Below are 22,117 nucleotides of genomic sequence, written 5' to 3' on the forward strand. Positions count from 1 at the left end.
GGTGCGGGCCGGCTAATTTTGTTACGAAAAAAATAATACCCGATGAAACGCGATCTGCTCCTTCCGGCCATCATGGCCACAGTTATGGTGGTCCTTTTCTCCTGGCTTTCCGTGGGCCTCTCCCTGGTGCTTACTTTTGTCCCTGCCGTGCCCGTGGCGTACTGGCTGTACTGGCGCACGTGCTATCGTCACAATCCTGATCCGGCAAAGGTGTTACCGCTTTACCTGCTGGGCATCTGTTTCCAGTTGGTGCACTTTGCGGAAGAACACGCCTACGGATTTGATGTAGCCTTCGGCATGCTGTTTGGCGGCAGGCCTTACGCACATAATTTTTTCGTGACGTTCAACATGTGTGCCTACTTCCTTTTCATCCTGGGAGGCATCGGCTTATACAAAGGCATAAAACCGCTGATGTTCATCGCTATGTTCTTTATCACGTATGGAATGGTAGGCAATGCGATTGGCCATGTGGGTTTTTGTACGGCAGTACATGGGTATTTCCCTGGTATCTATACCTGCTTCTTCAACTTGTTCCTGGGGGCTTATCTTGTAAAAGTACTATGGCAGGATACCCATTCGCCGGTGGTGCACTAGTGCATCCGGTCGCCCCGCACTTCCAGGGTATGCATGATATCCGCCTCTATCTTCAGCCACTCCTGCCAGCGGGTGCGTACCATTTCTTCCGGCAGGTACTCATTGGCCAGGTCAATGAACAGGCGGTAATGTCCTGCTTCCGAGACCATGAATTTCCGGTAAAACTCCCGCAGGTATTCATCTTCCAGCCCTTCGCTCAATAAGCGGAACCGCTCACAACTGCGTGCTTCAATGAGGGCAAAGATCAGCAGCCGGTCCAGCAGCACCTCGTCCGGGCGCCCGCCCTTGATCTGGTGTGCCTGCAGGGCATTCACATAAGCATCCTTGCGCTGCCTGCCCAGTGCAAATCCACGTTTGCGCATCTCCGCCAGCACCTGCCGGAAATGCCCCCATTCCTCCGTGACGATCGGCGCCAGCTCCGTCACCAGCCGGTCCCGGTCCGGGTAGCGCTGGATCAGTGAAATACATGATGTAGCTGCCTTCTGTTCGCAGAAAGCGTGGTCCGTCAATACGTCTTCCAAAGAGATGGAAGCCAGGTCCACCCAGCGAGGATCGCTGGGAAGTTTTAAGCCGAGGATGGAGAGTTTACTCATAAAATTGTACAATGTACAACGTACAGCGTACAACGTACGCCCAATAACCGCGTAGTTATCGTTATACGTTGTACGTTGTACATTGTACGGCAAAGATAATTAGCTTTACCGCATGCAAGAAGATTTCCTTCAATCCCAGCTTGAAGCCCGCCGGGCCCAACACGCTTTTCGCAGCCTGCGCCTGCCGGCAGGGAAGGTGGATTTTTGTTCCAATGATTACCTGGGCCTGGCCACTAACCCCGCCATGGAAGCCGCCATAGCAGCAGGTTTGCAGGCAGGCGATCACCGGCCGGGCAGCACCGGTTCCCGCCTGCTGGCCGGGAATTATGCACGGATAGAAGCGGCAGAGCAACAACTGGCCACGTTTCACCAGGCAGCGGCAGGGTTGATCTTCAATTCCGGTTATGATGCCAATGTGGGCCTGTTTTCCTGCGTGCCCCAGAAGGGCGATACCATCGTTTACGATTCCCTTATACATGCCAGCATCCGCGATGGCATCCGTTTATCGCGGGCACAGGCCTTTTCCTTTGTGCACAATGATATGCAGGACCTGGAGAAGAAAATGAAACAGGGAGCCGGCCGCATTTTTGTAGCGGTGGAATCCGTGTATTCCATGGATGGCGATAAGGCCCCGCTGGCGGAGATGGCGGTGCTGTGCACACAACTGGGTGCATATCTCATCGTGGACGAGGCCCATGCCACCGGTGTGGTGGGCGCGCAAGGAGAGGGCCTGGTGCAGGCACTGGGTTTGGCGCAGCAATGCTTTGCACGCGTGCATACCTTTGGGAAAGCAGTGGGCTGTCATGGTGCCATCGTGCTGGGATCTGCACTGCTGCGCGATTTCCTGGTCAATTTTTCCCGCTCCTTTATTTATACCACCGCATTGCCACCTGCCTCCATAGCGGCAATTACCGCAGCATATGATCTGTTCCCCGGTATGAAGGCAGAAAGGGCGCATTTACAGGCCCTCATCCGGCAGTTAAGACAGGCATTGCCCGAAGGGCGCCTCCTGCCCAGCGACACGGCTATCCAGCCTGTATCAGTGCCGGGTAATGAACAGGCCCGTGGCCTGGCGGGGCAGTTGCAGGCAGGTGGTTTGGATGTGCGGGCCATCCTGCATCCCACGGTGCCCAAAGGCCAGGAGCGCCTGCGGGTAGTGTTGCACAGTTTTAATACCGCGGAAGAAGTAGTGCGGCTGGTGAAGATCGTGCAGGCCGGCGCGTAGCGCAACTATAAAATTTCGTATTTTCAGTATATGAGAATCCTTCCCTTTATCATCAGCGGGTGCATTACCATTGGGCTCATATTTGCCCTGGGCCACAAATGGGGGAGTACCCCGCCTATGGGCAAGTTGCTCAGTCCTACCCAGGGCTTCTGGCAAAATGCAGTGCCTATCAGTAAAGATTATAACGATTCCCTGCAACTCACCGGCCTTAAAGGCAAGGTGCAAGTGTACCTGGATGAGCGCATGGTACCCCATATCTTTGCAGATAACCTGGCCGACGCTTATTTCGTGGAAGGCTACCTGCATGCAAAAGACCGCCTGTGGCAGATGGAGCTGCAAACACGCGCCGCCGCTGGCCGCCTCTCCGAGGTCCTGGGCGCCGTAACTGTAAAGTTTGACCGCACCCAACGCCGCAAAGGCATGGTCTATGCCGCGGAAAATGCCTTGCGCCTGATGGACCAGGACCCCATGACCAAAGAAGCTGTAGATGCCTACACCGCCGGTGTCAACACGTACATCCATCAGCTCGATGACGCCCACCTGCCCGTAGAATACAAACTGCTGGACTATAAACCGGAAGACTGGACTCCGCTCAAATGCGCGCTGCTGCTCAAATACATGGCAGACGACCTGGCCGGCTACGCCGATGATTTTGATTACACCAACGCCTGCAAATTATTTGGCCAGCAGGATGCAGACCGCATGTTTCCCCGGTGGAATGATACACTGAACCCGATCGTGCCCATTGGTACCGCGTTTCCCGCCCCCGCAGTAAAAGCCGTGGCACCGCCACCTGCCATCATGGACAGCGTAAAACAATTGCTGCACTTCAAAGCAGACCGGCCCGATCCCGATAATGGCTCCAACAACTGGGCCGTGAGTGGCCGCAAGACCCGCTCCGGCGCGCCCATCCTGTGCAGCGACCCGCACCTGGGTTTGCACCTGCCATCCCTGTGGTACGAAGTGCAGCTCAAAGTGCAGGACATGAATGTATACGGTGCATCACTACCCGGTGCACCCGGCGTGGTGATCGGCTTCAACGACCACATCGCCTGGGGCGTAACGAATGCAGAAGAAGACGTGAAAGATTATTACCTGGTGCAGCTGAATGACCATGGCCGTCAATATTTACTCAACGGCCAGTACCAGCCTACACAGCCCCGCGTAGAAACCATTGGCGTGCGTGGCGCGGCCACCATTCATGATACCGTGGCCTACACCCGCTGGGGCCCCGTAATGTTTGATGACAACTTTCCACAGGATAACGGCGACAAACGCGCCATCGCCATGCGCTGGAAAGCCCATGATCCGAGCAACGAGATCGTAACCTTCCTGAAACTGAACCACGCAAAAAACTACGATGACTATGTAGATGCCATCAAAACATTTTCCTGCCCCACGCAAAACTTTGCCTTTGCCAGCAAGGATGGCGACATTGCCATCTGGCACAACGGCCAGTATCCCCTGCGCTGGAAAGACCAGGGGCACTACCTGATGCCCGGCACAGACACTACGTTCGACTGGCAGGGCTTTATTCCCCAGGATGAGAACCCGCATATCAAAAATCCCGAGCGCGGTTTCATTTCCTCTGCCAATCAAAACCCCACCGACAGTACGTACCCCTACAACGTGATCGGCTACTACGACGTGTTCCGCGGTAAACGCATCAACGAGCAGTTGTCGCATATGGACCAGATCACTGCCGATGATATGAAAGCGTTGCAAACAGACAACACCAACCTGTTTGCCCGTGCCGCCATCCCGTTATTACAAAAACATTTCGCCCCCGCACTGCTCAATACTACACAATCAAAATACTACGACCTGGTGGCCCACTGGAACCTGGTAGCTGATGCCAAGAGCAAGGCTGCTGAGGTGTTCAATCTCTGGTGGGAAGACCTGGAAGCAGCCATCTGGAATGATGACCTGCAGCGGGGCGACAGCGTGAACATAGGCCGGCCCACAGCGGTTACTACGTTGCAATGGCTGCTGCGGGACAGTGCTATGCATTTTGTAGATGACAACCGCACGCCCCAGCATGAGAATTTATCGCAGTTGGTGCAGCAGTCGTTCTTACAGGCGGCGGCTAAGGCAGATTCCCTGGATAAGGCCGGCACGCTGGCGCTGGGCCTGGCAAGGGGTACTACGATACAGCACCTGGCGAGGCTGCCTGCGTTTAGCCGGGAGCACCTGCGCACCGGCGGGGGACGGCATATTATCAACGCCACGAAAGAAGGTCACGGGCCTAGCTGGCGGATGGTGGTGGAGCTGACACCGCAGACGGCGGCATATGGTATTTATCCGGGCGGGCAGAGTGGAAACCCGGGATCTCCGTTTTATGATAACATGGTGAGCGACTGGGTGCAGGGACGGTATTACCCGTTGCATGTGTTTGATCTTTCGCGGGGCGATGACCCTAACATCCGCTACCACGTTACGTTTGGGCCTGGAGGTGCAAAATAATTGCAGAAAAATTTGGAGTGGAATGAGAAATTCCTATCTTTGCACTCCCAATCACAAACGGGAATGAATCGGTAGCTCAGTTGGTAGAGCAATACACTTTTAATGTATGGGTCTTGGGTTCGAGTCCCAACCGGTTCACTTAAGGAGACGATCAGTTTTGATTGTCTCCTTTTTTATTGTTAGTAACCTATTGTCTTACAATAATTTAAGCGTCTATTTTTTAGCTATAGAAGCGGTTCGATATTTTGTGAAACATGTGATTTATTTCGCGGCAATTAACTGGATGAGCTAATAAGCATCTTAAATAATGATTTTGTGTTCGATTTCCTTTTCAGGAATACTACTATCAGATGGGGCACTGGAAGCCTGGCCACGATACATTTTAGCAAGGAAGTAGAGAAAATCCAGTATGACTTTGGCTTGCTTTTCATTCGCATCTATACCGTTCTTTCTTAAAACTTTAATGGCCTGATCAGTGGAAACTTTTCGATCGGAAAAAATGCCTGTTTTTTTATGTGAGGCTTGCTGCATGGATTAATGTTTTAGAAATGAAAACTATCGGTCGTTACAAGAAGTTATCATTGATATTGCTAGATTTATTTGCAGGGGATTTAATTCTTTCGTGATGGAATTGATTGAAATCGGTGTAAATAAATCGATGATGTAACGTTTACCTGCTACATCTTGATTTTTATATAATTCAAAAATGCTGTTTTCCCTCCGCTTCATATCTTCAATGTCGTTGGGTGTTTGGCAACCGGCTAATCGCTTGTCTACAGCCAACAATTGGTAATTGAGAAACTCCAACATCTCCTTATATTCTTTTTTTAGCGCGCTAAAATCATCGAATTCAATTTTGTTCTGGAGGAAATGGCTTCTCACTTTCGATATTAACAAATCTTGTTTTGAAATGTCCTCCAGAAGCCTTCTCCGTTCGCTAATGCATTCTCTTTTTACTGTAAAGATGTTTTCGTCTTCTAACACGAGGTCAAACAATTCATGCACTTCTGGCCTAAGTGTTATATTCTTTAAGAGGCTTTCATATTCGCCATCAAGAATATCAGCCCTGACACGACCTTTACACCTGCTACTTAGACAATGATAATACCGATATTTTGCGCGCCTTCCTGAAGATATGCTTCCTGTAAATCGCCGGCTACAGAATGGACACATTAGAAATCCTCTCAGAATAAAAACCGGTTTCGTTTTCAGTCTAAAAGGATTCTGCGTACGTCGACTATTCAGTATGCCCTGTACCTCTTGAAAAAGTTGTTGAGAAATTAGTGGTTCATGGACTCCACTAACGAATTCCTATTCTTCATTTTTAGTCGCAGGAACAGATACTAATCCACAATAAAATGGATTGTGAAGCACCTTCCAAAAATTATTTCTACCACAGGTAAGTCCTTTGAGATTGGCCATCCTTCTCACATGGCTGATTGTATATCTACCTGTTGAAAACTCCTGGAATGACCACCTGATAATGTCGGCTTCGGGTTGTTTTGGTTTTATAATCTTTCTACCTTCAGGTGAAATTTGATTTGTATAACCGATTGGAGCCTTAGTTGGCCACCTCCCCATCTTCCTTGCCCGCCGCATACCATCGGAAGTATTCATGCCCCGTCTATTATTTTCTGCCTCGGGAATGGATAAATAGACAGCAAGCATTACAATACTTTCAGGAACCTCAAAGTCTATTGGTTGATCGATGGCCATTGCTTGCGTATTAAGGCCTCTCAGTACCCCAATCATTTGATAGGCATATTCAATGTTGCGGCTAAAGCGATCCCATTTAATAAATAAGATATTCTCCGGAGACCGATGCTTGTTGTTCTTTATAGTTTTAATAAGTTTTTTCCATTCCGGCCGATTGAAATCCTTCGCGGAAAAGTCCTCTCTGAAGATTCCTTTGACCTTGATCTGGTTTATTTCGCAATGCTTTAACAGACGTTCTTCTTGCTCGATAAGCGAAAACCCCTTCTTTTTTTGTTCGTCAGTGCTTACCCTGACATATAAGTAGGCTGAATTCATGATGATGGTTTTTAATTAATAAATCAAATTGATTCAATTTTGACGTTTTTATAAGATATTGGACGTAAAACTTTATTTTTATTTAAAAAAATTGCGTTTGAAATTTAACCGCCATACTTTCCCCTTTTTGGGCGTAGCACTTTTCGCAGCTTTACTGTTTTTATTCCGCCTACCAGTGAGCAAATTACTTGATGCTATTATAGTCAGACCATTGTTTATATCTTTCGAGCGTGGCATATGGGCGGACATTATCCTATTATTATTATTACTGATATCAGTGATTTGGATAGCAAAGGAGCAGCAACGAAAGTTGCTTTTCAGGCTCACTTTATTTGGACTGGTGTTTTATGGATTCCAGCGTACGAATAATTACTGGTCATTTATTTTTATGACATTGTTTCCCCGATTTGCTTATTGGGATTTGGTCGCTCTAGTAATGACTCTGGCCTTACCGCTCAATTTTCTACTACGGCGAAAGGCTGCTGATAACGAGGTAATAATCGACAATCAGGGGTTCATCGAAGATAATGCGGTAACACAATTGGAAGATGATCATTTCAATCGCAAAACAGCAGCGGCGGAAATCGCACGCATCATCCAATTGACCAAAAATCGTAAATCCTTTGCAATTGGCATTCTCGGCGAGTACGGTAGTGGAAAAACGTCTTTTTTAAATTTGATCAACCTTGAGCTATCGTCCGAAGAGGTACTGAAGATCGCTTTTAATCCCTGGACTACAGGAAAACCGGAAACCATACGCCGGGAATTTTTTGACCTTCTGGCACGTGAAGTGGCCGAGTTCGACCTAACGATATCTTCTTTGGTATACAGTTATGGCCGTAAACTGGCTAGTTTTGACGCTCGGTCGCTAAACTGGATGAACTGGTTAGCTTTTTTCAGGAACCGAGGATCGGTACAAAGTTCGGGTGAGCATGAGCAAATAAACAAAATGCTGCACGGCCTTCACCGCAAGATTGTGATCACCATAGATGATCTTGATCGACTGTACCCCTCCGAAGTAATGGAGGTATTGAAATTGATTCGTAATACCGCGGATTTTTCCAATGTGTTTTATCTGGTTGCTTATGATAAGGCTTATATCCATGAAGCGCTGAAAACAATCAGCGAATTAGGTGGCCAGAATTATCTCGACAAGATCTTTCAATTAGAAATCCCATTACCCAAACGCGAGGCCGACGATTTGCTGACTATACTTCAGGATCGGATCAAAGAGATGGTGTCGCCTGAACACTATTCGGCATTTGAAAATATTATGATCCAGAATGATTTTCGAAGAAGTTATGAAAAAGCATATAATAGTATTTTACGGCAAGGACGCGATGTTGTACGTTTCCTCAATAGCTTCAGAATCGTTTATAGGTTGATTGGTGAGGAGGTGGATTTTGAATGTTTGGTAATACTTGAATTAATCAAATTTCGTTTTCCTTCAATCTACGAATTGATTTATACGCAACGCGACTTATTCCTGTCTGAGAATCCAGTAAGGTCTACACATGAACAATACCTGTCGCCGCGTATGATAAAGAATGAGGATGCCGATAAAAGATTAAATGAGACATCCTTTTTCAAAAAGCATATTGAGCAATTCAAGTGGTTGACCGTCGAAGACACGTCCGTGCTTGACGGCTTATTCATGTCGCTATTTAAAGTAAGCACTCACTCAAAAACTAAGAAAATAAATTTAATTTCCTATCCATTGTACTTCGAAATCTATTTCCGTTACCGGCTGTCAAAGAAAGATATTTCCGATAAGGAATTTAAAGCTGCTATGGAAGCTGGACAAATGGCCGAATACATGGCATATTGCGCGAACCACGGATTACACAAGGAGTTGATGGTAAGATTGATGCAAGAAAATATTTCTGAGAACCGGCACCATTTTGAGCAGGTTATTAGTTGGATATTTTCTTTTGGCCGAACCTTTGTTGAAAAAGAAGGAAAGTTCCGCTTTGATTATGGGGCGCTAGTAGACAAGATTTATAACTATCATAATCATATAACAGATAAAGTTTACAAAAAGGACATTAGCACCTACAAAGACTTTATCACCAATTTGCTAAGTATGGCAATGCCGCCTTTTCTGTTCGAAAATGAACTAATCTATCATCTAAAAAAGAAAGGTGACAATTTTGTTATACCGACAAGCGAACTTACAACAAATCAACTGTCTTATTTTACAAAAATGGCTGATAGCGGTCATGGGTTGAGCGAAGAAACACTTTGGCTGTTTTGGGGAGCAAGGGAATATTATCGCATACCTGCTAATGAACCAGGCACTTATTATGAGAAATGGCGGTTTGAACCATCCCTGGTCGATAAAATGAAAATTTATCTAATCAACAAAGATCCGAAGGAATTTTTGAAAGCCAGCATCCAGCATGAAATGCGTGACCATTCGCTGGTATTTATAACTAGAGAGATTATAGAAATATTCGATGACCCGTCTGAATACAGAACGTTGGTTGCGCAGAATCCCCTATTAGACGATGCTATTCGGCAGGAATATTTACAATTGTTTGATAAGCTGGCAGAAAAAGATTTTATGGAATATGTAGTGGTTGAATTAAAAACCGAATTACTTAAGCGAGGACTCGGTTAGTCTTTCTAACGAAATGACTAGTAGCTAAATTGCTGTAACAATCAAATTAACACTATTTATTTTTTGCTACAGTAATCGCTAACGATCTTCAAACGCTTCTTGGTATTTATTATATAGTTTTCTGTAGATTTTGTCCATTAAATTCAGTAGCATAAACCACAAATAATAATTGTTATAATGATAGTTTTTGTCTAAAAGTGTTTTGAGCGATGGTAGATTTTCCTGGTAGGATAGTAGATTGTGAGCACATCTGTTCCTATGCTTATATAAATGGTCTTGGTAGACTGTTTGTAAGGAATATATCGGGGAACTAGTTGAAGCGAGCAATGTACCATCATCAGTGGCAAAGTGATTATCCTGGTAAATACTCACTAAGTTTTCATATTGCTCAAATGCCTCCTGGGTCCAGGATAACAGTACAGTTCCTTTAAAGATAACTTCAATTTCTTCGCGACTTGTTCGTAATAGTTCAGATCTACCTATTTCAGTGGCAACCGTAAAGCTGGTATATTTTTTTATTTGTGAGAGCAAATCTTTGTAAACTTTCAATTTTTCATTGTAACTTGAAAATTCCCCCATTGCTTTGCGAGTAAGATCGTAACGATATTCGTAATCATCAGTTGCCAGTTCCCAACAAATGCACTTCATTTTTTGCTCGTGAAATCCAGTCATTTTTAAGAATGTTGATTGCATTACATATTCCGTTAATGGAAACGCCTCGATACCAACACCGATACCAGTACTTGCCGCCACTGCATCTTTAAGAATTTCAGTGATGGGGGAAAGAATAAAATCCATATGTCTATCCATGCAAATACTTATTATATATTTCTATAGAGGAAGTGATACGATTTCTTAAATATTTTAAAGCACTTGGCGCTTTCTTGTGTGCTGCCACATTTTTAAATTCTGCAATTTTAAGTTCAATTTCAGCAATGAGATGGTCTCGCTTACTAATATCTATGGACCTATTCTCAAAGACTATAATATACACCATTCCAAATAAATAAGTATCCATTTCAATTATGGAAGTAAACTTTGTGGGAAGCCTTAAATCAATAATGCTGCTATTCAATCTTTCCAATCTAACTTGGTAATTACCATCAGGAAAGAGCTGAGCGAATGACACAAATTTAGTTGCTTTATCTTCTCCTCCCACAACTGAATAGATGTACTCTTCGTAATATTCTTCCATTTTAGACTTGAAGCCCCCAGCTATATGGGTGGACTGCTCTTCTTTTTTGTATTGTGACAAAAGGGCTATAAATCGAAGAAAGTCAACAGGGCTTTCTGAACTGAAATTGCTTATTGTTATACGCTTGATGAAAGCCGGGCCAAAAAAATCCTTTAAACCGTCTTTCAAAAAATAGAGCGATTCCCTGCTTTCCTGTGGAAGTAATTTTACACCTCCAATATTTATACTTCTGAATACTGATGAATAATACTTTTGCTGAATTTGTTGATCATCGTTTTGCGGTACGAGATAAGAAAAACCTAAGAACGTCTTCTTTAAAAAATCATCATCAATTCCAAAATCATTTATTACTTTATAATTACCTTCAATTATCTTTCCGAGAATTACATCTTTATTATTTCCTTTAGCAGTAAGCTCTTTAAAATTCCATTTGAGTATGTTATCAAACTGTTCTTCAACATCAACGTCGTCATCGTTTTCGTCCGCGAGTCTTTCAATAGTACCTTTATAAAAATCTTTGTCGGGGAACAATCCTAAATGTGCTAACAAAATGGTAGTTAATCTCTGTTGCCCATCAAGAATTAAATTTTTCATGGTACCATTCATGTTGAAGGCTCCAATCGTTATTGGTGGAACAAACTGTTTATTTTTAAGCGCATTAATTAGTGTCCTGACCTTTCCTTCGTTCCAAACAAAAAATCGTTGGTAGTCAGGAAGGATGATGTTTTGCTTTAAAATAAGGTCAAGCCAGTGTTTTAGGGAATATTGTCCATAGTAAACTCTATTTTCCATTTTCGTTAGTCATCTTGAGGTTAAGAGTGGGGCATTAAAAATGTTAAAAGTTATTTTTTGTCGGCCAATCGGACGGAATCAACTTTTCTTGTCCATTTTTTGGCCACCGGTATTTTGTAGCAGTTACAAATCTTGGATCATTTTTTAGATAGGCATGTTCTATTACGATCACTTGTAATCCATGTTCTGATGCTACTTGATTAAAAATGAAATCGAAGTGCTTATGCAGGTCAGTTTCATCGTCTGCAATTTCTTCCTCCTGTCGATTGCCTTCTTCTTTGGTCTCATTGGAATAATACGGACGACTTACCTGGTCGAGAATCAATACCCCTGGCACCGGTGATTTTTCAAGACGGAAAAACTTTTGAAAAGCAAATGCAAAAGCAAGATGAATGCTAAGATAATTTTCATCCGAGCCAACATTTGCAAATTCGCGCTTAACATTTTCTACGTCTGTTATTATGATTTTTGGAGTCTTTGACAAAAAGTTTATTGTAGCATTAGTTGCGGGGAAGCCAGTTGGAAGTACACTTAGGTTTTCGGTTGCATAACGGGAAATCGAATTTTCGGCTAGTTGAATTCTCTCCTCCCGGTGGCTTTTTCCATATCTTTTCTTCAGCTCATTTAATTCCCTAGTATAGCGATCAAGTCTTTCACTATCAAAGGCACTTACTTCTGTATGATTATCTAAAAAATATGAAATGCGGCCAATTATCCTTGTGGCTTGTTGGTTGTCGTCAAATTGTTTTTTTAGCACCTCTGATTCTTTTAAAAGATTGACTACCTCCGTTTCGATTCCAGCAAGTCGTATTTGTGCGTTTTGTATCTGCTCTTCCGTTTCCCTAATAAAAGCACTTACCGCCGGTTTGTGATTCCTGATTACAGTTCTTTCCTTCTCTAAAGTGGTTATCGAATTTTCAATTTGAATGGCGAGATCGCTGGGAGTTGTGAAAAGATTGTTGCAAACAGGACAATGAGTTTCCTCATGTTTAAAATACTTCCGTACATCTAGTTTCGCAAGTTGTTTGTCCAATATTTTGTCGAAATCAGTGGTAACTGTATTAACTTGTGTAGCCGCATTTTTCTTTCTTCTTAAACCATTAAGTTCAGACAATATCACTGTCTTTCTCGTTTGTAATTCCTTGACAATATTTTCATTTTCCTGAACCACAACCTTTGGTTCTTGTAAAGAAATAACAGTGAGTAGCTTTATCATTTCATCCTTGGTGTCTGGGATTGATTCAGGCGGAATCAACCCAAATTGGGAAGCTTCAGACAACAAAGATCTGCATTTATCTATGAGGCTGTTTTCATGACCTTCAAACTGGATTTTCTTCTTCTCTTCGTTTTCAATACCCTTACTCAAACCATTCATGGTTTTTATGGCATCCAGTTCTTCAGCATCTATCGCACCGAGAAAAAATGGTAAAGATTCAATAATGCTTTTGCTAAAAAAAATATCGTCCAATCCGTGCATCAAAGTCTTCTTGCTATCAATAACGTCTTTGTCTAAAAATATAAAAGGCGTAATATTTCTGATTGATACCTTACCTGATGTTTTAGTTGCTTCAAGTTCATTTTGAAATCCAAACAACCGTTCAATTACCAATTTAACTTGCTCTTTCGTGGCTGCACCTTTCAAGTCAGTCGCTGACTCGGGGATAAGAATATTTGATCCATACTCGATAAACATGCGATCCGATATCGTTTTGGTTGTGCCAATTTCACGAGCGATTAAGATTTCTGTTTTGTCATTCACCCATTTGCTAGCAACATGACTAACTCTATCAGTTACGAAACTTGCGATTTTACAAGAAGACGATCCTAGACAATAATCAATAGTGTCAATAATTGCTGTTTTCCCAGTGTTTGATCCACCTGTGACGATTGTCGTATCGCCAACATTAAATTCTATAATCCTTTTTTCATTGTGCGTACTATAGTACACCAAGTGGCTAATATTCCATCTGCTCATACATGAATTCCTAAGTGATTATAAATTGTTTTTACTGACTTAATCTCACCGAGCCAATGACCTAACCGATTGGCAAGTTTAAAATACTGCGATGCACCGTTTGCATTAGAGTAGTTCAGTACGTTTTCCCGATGTGTTTTAACCTCACCATAAGGAGTAAAGCCTATGACGCTTTTACTAACCGCGAATTCAATTGCCGGTTTGATGAAGTCTTGTGAGTCTTCAATTCGCTCTGTCATTTTAATTAAGATCACAGGATTATTCTTAATCCAAGAGAAAAATCCGGTCTTAACATTCGTCCCATCAAACGTCTTTAAAAGGTCGCCTGAAAGGATGATGGGAATTGGAAGAATCAATAATGGAAAGGGTACGGTGGTCTCGGCGGCTAATTCGTATCCCTCACAAAAACTCAGTAAAACCAGCGAACAAAAAGCTGGGTTTGTTTCGGAAAAAACGTCTATACTATTCATTTTCGGTAGCGTCCGGAATGAGAGTTAAAAAATTGCAGTGCCATCCCACACTGCGTTTTGTCGAAAGCATTTGGTAGCTTCCCCGAACCAGATCAGGATTGTTGTATTGATGAGAAATTGAAGCGACTTGCTGATGCGCTTCATTGTGGGTCCAATCAAGTAACTTTCGGCCATATTCCTTTATTTCATCATCTGAAAGAGAGTCTTTTTTTACCGTTGTTTCTTCAAATTTATATGACCACTCCTCAACCAATCGTTCATCGTAGTTCTTCAGCTTTTTAGCAGATGGTAAGCTTTTATTTATCCAAATTTCTCGTTGGATTCTCGCCTTCATTTCGGTTGTAAATGAACGTTTTTTTTGAACGTCTGAAGCATCGATAATTTCAAGTTGTTTTGCATGAACAGGATGGGGGTTTGTTATTGGTGGCAGGGAAATCTGCAAGGCGTCGTCGGTAAAACCGTCATCAAAAAGTTCAGCATTTTTTCGACTAATGAATTCTTGAAGTTCGGAAAGAAAGATATTTTCCTGTCGTTCATTTGTCAGTGATCGTACGGCTTCCCTATCCCACCAAGCAAGAATAAATTCGGAAAGAGGTCCAATATTCTGTGGCTGGGTTGTTTTCCTTATATAACTACTTACCATTTCATTCGCTTCAGTCATTGAAAACTGACCGGGGTTTAGACGTATTCTTTGCAAAAGAAGTTTTCTTTTGGAAGGTGTAAGACTCTTGAATGCAAGACAACCTTTATATTTTTTGTCGTAAGGGAGGGGTTTATCTTTTGCTTCTTGAAGTTTCTTCTCAACGTTTTCCAGGTCCGTCGTTTTACGGGCTTCAATTACTCTTTCGGCCTCTTCTAATAGATCCTTTTCAAATTGTTCGCGGTTACTTCCAAACGTCAGTAATTCTTGCAACGTGTCCTTGGCACCAATTTCGGCCACCGTAGATAGAACGAAATATCCACCACCAGGATCATTCTTACTTAAGTAATCACACCAAACTTTAAGTGTTCTCCACAGATTATCGCTTTTGATAGTGATTTTGGCATCTTCTGCTACGGTATGCTTAAGTTGATGCAGTTCTTTTTTTGACCCATCTGAAAAGTATACGTCATCAAGCGTCTCAATGCTCACATAAGCATCGGGTTCTTCAGATTCAAGCAACAGTTTTAAAGCATAAATAGCTTGATAATAGTACCCTAAAGCGGGTGCTACTGCTCCATGAGAAGGTATTTCCATTTATGAAAATCTCAGTTTAAATAGATTCTGTCTTAGGGATATAACGTTATTGGGATAAATTGTCATGAAATGTTTAGGGACGTTAGGAAAATTAGGGGAATTAATAATTAAACAATAATCTTAGTAACTATTTACTCAATATAGTTTCATTAATCGTGTTAAACAAAAAAAATGTAAATTGATAAAATATATTTTGTTTTTCATATTTTTATATAATTGATTATCAATTATTATTATGCGTTTTTAATTTGAGGTATAGTCGTCAGCTTTTTTAGATCATAAAGGAAAAGGTTCGACATTTGTACCACCGAGGTCACAGAAAGCTTTCAAACCTCGCGCTAGTCGCGGGGTTTTCTTTTTAGTTGAACCCCTTTGGCCCCGAATTCTTTCCGTACTTTATACAGCTTCACAGATCAAGTTGAAAACCTTTAACCAGCTTTTACTAAAATATGAAAATCCGAATCGGATTGCACCAACCTTTAATCGCTATAGTCTTTTGCCGAAAAGACGTCAGCAAATAGTTTAAATTTGTTGTATTTGCGATACGCTTGGTCGCATAGTCTCTTATTATATTTGCTTAGTTTATCACAAATTGCTCCATAAAATGGAAGATGTCAACCTTTGGTTAGACCAGCCCAGAAAAGGTTAATCAGAAGTTAAGAATGAAGAAGGATTTATTTAGTAGGATCTTTCGATGAGCCACCTGGAATCCTTCCGGACATCTTGCTGTGTTCATCAATCAGCACTTTCCATAGCTTATTTTTAACTTCATAATGAAAAGATGAATACAATTTTGTGGATAATACAAGGGCTTCTCTCTGCATTTTTTATTTTGCCTGGTTATGGAAAAATTGCGGGAAGTAAAGAAAAGCACATCGCAGACGGACATTTGAAACCGGGCAGCTCTATAATACCAATTCGGATCTTAGGGGTTCTGGAATTATTAGGATGTGTCGGCATTATAGTACCATGGCTTTCGGGCATTACACCAATTATGACACCTGTGGCAGCGGCAGCCTTTTGCTTAGTCATGTTAGCAGGTATGGTTGTTCACGGCAGGAAGAAAGAATACAAAATGCTCCCAGTGTTGATGGTAGTTTTTATGCTATCAGCACTTGTTGCCTATTTCAGGTTCGCAGCGCTAGGTCGACAATAGAGAATAGCCGAATTGAACATAGCGATACATAACGAAAATGTCGTCAACTGCTACTCACTGCCGTTAGTTTAAGAGCAGCTTGCAGTACTCTTAAACTAACGCAATTTCGGCTAACTTAAACAGACCGATATACAAAAGTTCGAGTTTTGTGCCATAAGGATTACAGGAAAATAAAGAAGCCTGCGCATTGCGCGGGCTTCTTTATTTTGTTTTTCCCGGGATCTGGTGGATGGCCGGAAACGCCAAAATAGCATAGATCATCCAACCCTGCTTCCCTGCAAAACCCAAGGTTCCGCCATTAATTGCATTTTTATAGCTTGATTTTTTGATTATTTTTACACTTCAACTAAAATCGGGGTGCAAAATTGTCACAGAAATCTTCTCATAACGAGTGCCAACTTTTGCATGGATTGACTTCGGGCGATACGTTACATTATTCTTATATATTTAAAGAGTATTATAGCGCACTATGCCGCTACGCCGAAACGGTCATCGGCGAGCCAGGGCATGCAGAAGATATTGTGCAAGACGTTTTCGAAAGATTATGGCAGAAGCCATACGCCTTCGAGGATCTCCGGCATATAAAGGATTTCCTGTACAAGGCTACCCGTAATGCGGCCCTTAATTTCCTGAAAGGGGCGCAGCATAGTAAGGAACGCCAGGCTAAATTTCTCCAGGAACAGGAAAAGACGGCCACCGCGGAGGACCTGGACATCATCCGGATGGAGGTTTTCAGGTTAATTTACCGCGAGATCAGCAACCTGCCCGAGCAATGCGGCAAGATCGTTCGCATGAGTTACGTGGAGGGGTTGAAAAACGAGCAGATCGCCGAAATTCTTTCCATTTCCCTCCAAACGGTTAAAAATCAGAAAACCAGGGGCATGAAACTGCTCAGAATGCGCCTGCCCCCGCTTGCATTCTCCTTATTCTTATTATTTTCCCACCACCCATAATTTTTTTTTCGATTCCTTTAGTACGATCGGCATACCGTGTTGTAATAAGATAAACACGATTGTCATGGCGTCTTCTTCGAACGATCCATTTATCATTGCAGCGCTTATTTCCCGTTCGCAACAGGGCATGCTTATGGCCGGGGAGCAGGATGCGCTGGATGCCTGGATTGCCGCCAGCGACGAGAACCGGCAGTTATGGATGGAGTTGAACGACCCTGACGTACAACAGCAAAACGTACGCGCCATGGCCCGTTTTGATGAAACGGTCGCGCTGGAACGTTTTCTTGCCAACAAGCCTGCTACATCAAACGTACACCGGGTACGGCGTATTCACGCCTGGAAATGGGCGGCTGCCGCTGCGCTGGTACTGGCGTTTGGCGTATCCACTTATTTCCTGCTCATCCATCGTGGACAACATGCTGACCTGTTTGGCCACACATACGCCCAGCACGACATTCCACCGGGTAAAAACGGCGCCATCCTCACACTGGCCGACGGTTCTCAACTGGTATTGGATAGCTTGAACGAAGGCAGGATCGCTACGCAGCACGGAACACAGATTTCGCTGAACAATAACCAACTTACATACGATGCTACTGCCGCTACAGACGGTGCGGCGCTCAATACCATGACCACACCTAAAGGCCGCCAGTACCACCTTACACTGCCTGACGGAACGGAAGTATGGCTCAATGCAGCATCTTCTATACAATACCCGGTCGCTTTCAAAGGGCAGGAGCGAAGGGTGAAGATCAGCGGGGAGATCTATTTTGAAGTGGCCAACAAAAGCTGGCAGCCTTTTATAGTGGAAACCGACCAGATGAAACTGGAAGTACTGGGTACGTCATTTAATCTCAACACCTACGACAACGAAAAGACCATCCGCACCACACTATTGACCGGCGCTGTGAAAATATCACCGCTGCAAGGTAGTATGCCTGCCGTTAAGCCACAGGTGCTGGTGCCCGGCCAAACAGCGGTTTTAAGCAAGCCGGGTGCACCGGAAGGGGTTACGCTTACTGTAACGGAAACGCCCGATCCTGATAAAATTATCGCGTGGAAAAACGGCCTGTTCAATTTCGACGGCCAGGATTTATATAGTGTAATGCGCCAACTGGAGAGATGGTACAATATAGAGGTGCAATACGTTGGAAAACCGGAGGATGTGATCTTCAAAGGAAAAATGCACCGCAACACCAATCTGTCTGATGTATTGAAAGTGTTGGAAACGATGGATGTGAATTTCGAATTAAAGGGGAATACTTTGTATGTAAGATAGGAATAGTAACAAACCTTGCTTAAACAAAACCGGAAGTGCTTGCGACACTCCCGGTAGATGTTCAAGTAGGGTAATAATCAACCAGGTTTAAAGACTGCTTATTTGTTTACTTAAACATTCCGCCCCTTATGTAGGGGGAGCGGATTTATGCAAATCTATGCAAATTATTTTTTATTGCATGCGTGATCCCTATGCAAGGAAACGTAGCTCAACCAAATCGCTGTTAGTCATGAAACTAACATTCTTTCTCCTTACCGCTGCCCTGTTGCAGGTATCTGCCAGGGGACTTTCACAGAACATCAGCTTTAATGGTAAAAACGTTGCACTGGAAAAAGTGTTTGCTTCGGTAGAATCGCAAACCGACTATGTTTTCCTGTACAAGGCTGCAGTTTTATCGGTGGCCAAACCGGTTACTGTCAATGCCCGGGAAACCGACCTGGCTGTATTTCTCAACAAGGTCTTCGAGAACCAGCCGCTGACCTACACCATCATCGACAAGAACATCCTGGTATCCCAGAAAGTGTTCAAACTGGTTGAAGGCAAGCAACCTGTCGTCGATACGATGCCGGCAAAACAGGAGTTGATAAATATCTATGTCTATTCCCCCGGGTATACACCGATGGGCAGTGCCACTATTAGCAATCTTACCGACAAGCGGAACTATCTCACCGCCGGAAACGGGGCGGCCCAGGTGCCGGTAAGGCTGGGCGATCAAATGCGGATCAGCTATATCGGGTATGTGGATCATCTGTTTAAAATTACGGAGGAGATCATTGCCAGCAGGACATACAACAATGAGATGGTGCTCTCCACGAACAAGCTGGATGAAGTACAGATCACGGTGTTGGGCACTACCAATAAAAGAACTGGCACGGCCAATATCTCCACGGTGAAAGCCAGTGATATCGAAAGGCAACCGGTCGTAAATGTGCTGGATGCCATCGCAGGCCGTGTTCCCGGCCTCCATATCAGCCAGTCGGCCAACACAGCCGGGGCCAGGAAAGTAGAGTTACGCGGACGTAATGTGCTGAACGAGAACAGTTATACAGATCCGCTGTATGTGGTGGACGGATTACCCATTGCCACTTTATCCGTGAATCCATACGGTGCAAATCAACCTGTTCAGGGCGGTTATTCGTTGTCCGAAAATCCGCTGTATATGATCAACCCGCTGGATATTGAAAGCGTAGACGTGCTCAAAGATGCGGATGCCACCGCGTTGTATGGTTCCAGGGGTGCAAACGGGGTGATCATGATCACTACCAAAAAGGGAAAGCCAGGCCCTACCAGGTTTAATGTAAACTACTCCAAAGTATTTTCGGGTGTGCAGCATTACATGAATATGATGAACACAGAGCAATACCTGGCAGTAAGAAGGGAAGCATTTATGAATGATGCAGTGCTGCCTACCCAGTTGAGCGCCCCGGACCTCACCATCTGGGACCAGAAAGCCTATACCGACTGGCAACGCGCCTTCTTCAAAAATGAGCAGTCGAGCGATGTGCAATTGAGTGTGGAAGGTGGGCTGCTGCTCAATACATTCCGCGTGAGTGTGGGATATACCTCCACCACGGAAATGTACAACCAGGGCAGGGGCAACGATCGTTTAACGGCGGGCCTGTCTTTCAATCACCGCAGCCCGAACGGCAAGTTCACGGTGGAACTTTCTGCCAACAATACTTATTCCAACAATGAAACCGCCGCTACGATAAACTATTTCTCGCTGGCGCCCAATGCACCATCGATGTATGATTCGAGCGGAGGATATAATTTTGTTCCATACAGGAACCAGCTTGGGAGCATTTATCCATTCAAGAATGTTAAGAGCTGGGGAGAAAATCAAACGCTGAAAAGTCAGACCAATCTTGGTTTTACGTACGAAATATTCAAAGACTTCACAGCGGGCGTTCGCGTTAGCGGGGAATTTTTCTCCAATAAAGGCGGCAACTATGTCCCTAAAGCCGGGCAAGATCCCTTGTACAATCCCTTTAACTACTCCATTTTTAGTAATGGTTCCGGGAAAAGCCTGCTGGTAAGGCCAAGTATCAATTACGTTAAATTGTTCGGTGGCGCAAGGGTATCTGCTTCTGTGGCCGGAGACTATAGTTATGCAGACCAGGACCTGACATCGGTGATGGCATTCATGTTCTCTAACGATAACCTCCTCAAAAGCTACTCCAATGCCCAGATGTTGCAATCCATGAATAATTTTGTTCCGTTGAAAATTGCCTCTTTGATGGCAACGGTTTCTTTCGACTGGGAAAGTAAGTACATGGTTAACCTGAATGGCAGGAGAGATGGTTCGTCGCGCTTCGGTAGCGGGTCCCGTTTCGGGAACTTCGGATCTGTAGGCGCCTCATGGATTTTATCAAACGAAGAATGGTTTAAGAAGGCTAACATGAATTGGTTGTCGTTCGTAAAGCTCAGGTCTACTTATGGCGTGATGGGCAATGCCAATGTGGGCGATTACCAATATCTCTCGCGCTGGTCCAATGTTCCAACGGATGCCATCGACAAACTGCCGGACTACGATGGCCAAACGATTTACACACTCGTACAACCCGTTAACCAGCAATATAGCTGGTCCAGCGCCAGCAAGTTCGAGGTGGGTGCCCGCTTGGGATTTCTTAACAGCAGGTTGAACATCGAAGGTAACTTCTACATCAACCGCGACGGGAAACAACTCACCAGCATTACCACGCCGGCATTCACAGGCTTTGCTGCTGTAACGGGCAACTGGCCCGCAGTGATCCGCAATAGGGGATTGGAGTTGATGTTGGATGCAACGATCGTAAACACCAATACCTGGGGTATTACCGCACGTTTCCAGGTAAGCAGGAACACGAATACGCTGGTGGCTTTCCCGGGGCTGGAAGATTCTCCCTATAAGGATACCTACAAGATCGGGCAGTCCGTAACTGCCAAGTCCTACTCACACTACATCGGCATCAACCCAATGAAGGGAACAGCGGTGTACGAGGACCATAACGGGGATGGGAGCATGCCGGCCGGGATGAGTACAAACTACCCGGATACACAGTTGGACGATCATTATAAGGTAATAGACCTCAATCCCAAATATTTCGGTGGCGCAGGCTTCCGGGTAGACTTTAAGCGGGTATTGTCACTGGATGCGCAATTCAGCTTCGAAAATTCCATGGTTGCCGACCAGTTGCTTGACCAGGGGTATGGCGGTCAGGCTAACGGGGTATTGTACGACGAGATCGCAAACAGGCACTGGAAGCAACCGGGCGACAAAGCGTTGTACCAAAGGTATTCCAGCATTTACAACGGCGGACTTTCGGGATCGGATGGCTACTATGCCAAAGGCGCCTATATCAGTCTTGACAACCTTAGCCTGGCCTATATGCTGCCTGTAGCGTGGATAAAGAAGGTGGGAATGAAGCAGGGTACGGTGTCCGTGAATTCATCAAAGATCTTCAAACTCTCGCAATACAGAATGTCGGATGTTGAATTGGGCACTACGCCGCAGATCAGGAGAATTGCCGCTAACCTGAGATTAAGCTTCTAAAA

Annotated in this window: 17 protein-coding genes and 1 tRNA gene; 9 read left to right on the forward strand and 9 right to left on the reverse strand. The window is 44.3% G+C overall.

Annotated elements, in window-relative coordinates; translation table 11 throughout:
* Positions 1 to 42: 42 nt before the first annotated feature.
* Positions 43 to 594 (forward strand): HXXEE domain-containing protein, encoded by a 552-nt coding sequence (locus tag DCC81_RS14485; RefSeq protein ID WP_108687329.1) that lies wholly within the window; start codon positions 43 to 45, stop codon positions 592 to 594.
* On the opposite strand, the gene miaE is transcribed toward DCC81_RS14485, so the two are convergent.
* Positions 591 to 1,187, reverse strand: a complete 597-nt coding sequence (gene miaE, locus DCC81_RS14490) for a tRNA-(ms[2]io[6]A)-hydroxylase (protein ID WP_108687330.1) — start codon at positions 1,185 to 1,187, stop codon at positions 591 to 593. The genes DCC81_RS14485 and miaE overlap by 4 nt on opposite strands.
* Before the next feature lie 112 nt (positions 1,188 to 1,299).
* Here miaE and DCC81_RS14495 point away from each other — a divergent pair, with 112 nt between their 5' ends.
* The 3 genes from DCC81_RS14495 to DCC81_RS14505 all read left to right on the forward strand — a co-directional run bounded on the left by DCC81_RS14495 (position 1,300) and on the right by DCC81_RS14505 (position 5,013).
* Positions 1,300 to 2,412 carry an aminotransferase class I/II-fold pyridoxal phosphate-dependent enzyme gene (locus DCC81_RS14495; RefSeq protein ID WP_108687331.1) on the forward strand — a complete coding sequence of 371 codons (1,113 nt, stop codon included), beginning with the start codon at positions 1,300 to 1,302 and terminating at the stop codon, positions 2,410 to 2,412.
* A 30-nt stretch (positions 2,413 to 2,442) separates the two neighbouring features.
* Positions 2,443 to 4,875 (forward strand): penicillin acylase family protein, encoded by a 2,433-nt coding sequence (locus DCC81_RS14500; protein WP_108687332.1) that lies wholly within the window; start codon positions 2,443 to 2,445, stop codon positions 4,873 to 4,875.
* Positions 4,876 to 4,940: 65 nt separating this feature from the next.
* Positions 4,941 to 5,013, forward strand: a tRNA-Lys gene (locus DCC81_RS14505).
* Between the two features lie 162 nt (positions 5,014 to 5,175).
* Here DCC81_RS14505 and DCC81_RS14510 read toward each other — a convergent pair.
* From DCC81_RS14510 to DCC81_RS25720, 3 genes are all read right to left on the reverse strand, one after another.
* On the reverse strand, positions 5,176 to 5,406 hold the full coding sequence (locus DCC81_RS14510) for a hypothetical protein (protein WP_108687333.1): 231 nt from the start codon (positions 5,404 to 5,406) through the stop codon (positions 5,176 to 5,178).
* 24 nt (positions 5,407 to 5,430) lie between these two features.
* Entirely contained in the window at positions 5,431 to 5,859 is a 429-nt protein-coding gene (locus tag DCC81_RS25715) for a hypothetical protein (protein ID WP_205686336.1), read from the reverse strand.
* 327 nt (positions 5,860 to 6,186) lie between these two features.
* Positions 6,187 to 6,906 carry a recombinase family protein gene (locus tag DCC81_RS25720; protein WP_205686337.1) on the reverse strand — a complete coding sequence of 240 codons (720 nt, stop codon included), beginning with the start codon at positions 6,904 to 6,906 and terminating at the stop codon, positions 6,187 to 6,189.
* Positions 6,907 to 7,003: 97 nt separating this feature from the next.
* On the opposite strand from DCC81_RS25720, the gene DCC81_RS14520 reads away from it, so the two are divergent.
* Positions 7,004 to 9,526, forward strand: a complete 2,523-nt coding sequence (locus tag DCC81_RS14520) for a KAP family P-loop NTPase fold protein (protein WP_133177674.1) — start codon at positions 7,004 to 7,006, stop codon at positions 9,524 to 9,526.
* A gap of 78 nt (positions 9,527 to 9,604) precedes the next feature.
* Here the strand turns inward: DCC81_RS14520 and DCC81_RS14525 are convergent, their stop codons facing one another.
* Genes DCC81_RS14525 through DCC81_RS14545 form a run of 5 tightly spaced genes read right to left on the reverse strand, consistent with a single transcriptional unit; the run spans position 9,605 to position 15,195 of the window.
* Positions 9,605 to 10,336 carry a hypothetical protein gene (locus DCC81_RS14525; RefSeq protein WP_108687335.1) on the reverse strand — a complete coding sequence of 244 codons (732 nt, stop codon included), beginning with the start codon at positions 10,334 to 10,336 and terminating at the stop codon, positions 9,605 to 9,607.
* Positions 10,329 to 11,513, reverse strand: a complete 1,185-nt coding sequence (locus tag DCC81_RS14530) for a DUF262 domain-containing protein (protein ID WP_108687336.1) — start codon at positions 11,511 to 11,513, stop codon at positions 10,329 to 10,331. The genes DCC81_RS14525 and DCC81_RS14530 overlap by 8 nt, the downstream gene beginning before the upstream one ends.
* Before the next feature lie 43 nt (positions 11,514 to 11,556).
* Entirely contained in the window at positions 11,557 to 13,488 is a 1,932-nt protein-coding gene (locus DCC81_RS14535; protein WP_108687337.1) for a DUF3732 domain-containing protein, read from the reverse strand.
* Complete coding sequence (locus DCC81_RS14540; protein ID WP_108687338.1) at positions 13,485 to 13,958, reverse strand: three component ABC system middle component; 474 nt, start codon at positions 13,956 to 13,958, stop codon at positions 13,485 to 13,487. The genes DCC81_RS14535 and DCC81_RS14540 overlap by 4 nt, the downstream gene beginning before the upstream one ends.
* A complete protein-coding gene (locus tag DCC81_RS14545; protein ID WP_108687339.1) occupies positions 13,951 to 15,195 on the reverse strand; it encodes an ABC-three component system protein in 1,245 nt (414 codons plus the stop codon). The genes DCC81_RS14540 and DCC81_RS14545 overlap by 8 nt, the downstream gene beginning before the upstream one ends.
* Positions 15,196 to 15,976: 781 nt before the next feature.
* Between DCC81_RS14545 and DCC81_RS14550 the strand changes: the two genes are divergently transcribed.
* The 4 genes from DCC81_RS14550 (at position 15,977) to DCC81_RS14565 (ending at position 22,115) form a co-directional block, all read left to right on the forward strand.
* Positions 15,977 to 16,351 (forward strand): DoxX family protein, encoded by a 375-nt coding sequence (locus DCC81_RS14550; RefSeq protein ID WP_108687340.1) that lies wholly within the window; start codon positions 15,977 to 15,979, stop codon positions 16,349 to 16,351.
* A 401-nt stretch (positions 16,352 to 16,752) separates the two neighbouring features.
* Positions 16,753 to 17,304: an RNA polymerase sigma-70 factor gene (locus DCC81_RS14555; RefSeq protein ID WP_165806587.1), complete on the forward strand. Its 552-nt coding sequence runs from the start codon at positions 16,753 to 16,755 to the stop codon at positions 17,302 to 17,304.
* 64 nt (positions 17,305 to 17,368) lie between these two features.
* Complete coding sequence (locus tag DCC81_RS14560; protein ID WP_108687342.1) at positions 17,369 to 18,583, forward strand: FecR family protein; 1,215 nt, start codon at positions 17,369 to 17,371, stop codon at positions 18,581 to 18,583.
* Positions 18,584 to 18,812: 229 nt separating this feature from the next.
* The gene (locus tag DCC81_RS14565; RefSeq protein ID WP_165806588.1) at positions 18,813 to 22,115 is read left to right on the forward strand and encodes a SusC/RagA family TonB-linked outer membrane protein; all 3,303 of its coding nucleotides are present in this window, start codon (positions 18,813 to 18,815) and stop codon (positions 22,113 to 22,115) included.
* The last annotated feature ends 2 nt before the right edge of the window (positions 22,116 to 22,117 follow it).

Source organism: Chitinophaga parva (assembly GCF_003071345.1).
In the GTDB taxonomy this organism is placed as follows: Bacteria; Bacteroidota; Bacteroidia; order Chitinophagales; family Chitinophagaceae; genus Chitinophaga; species Chitinophaga parva.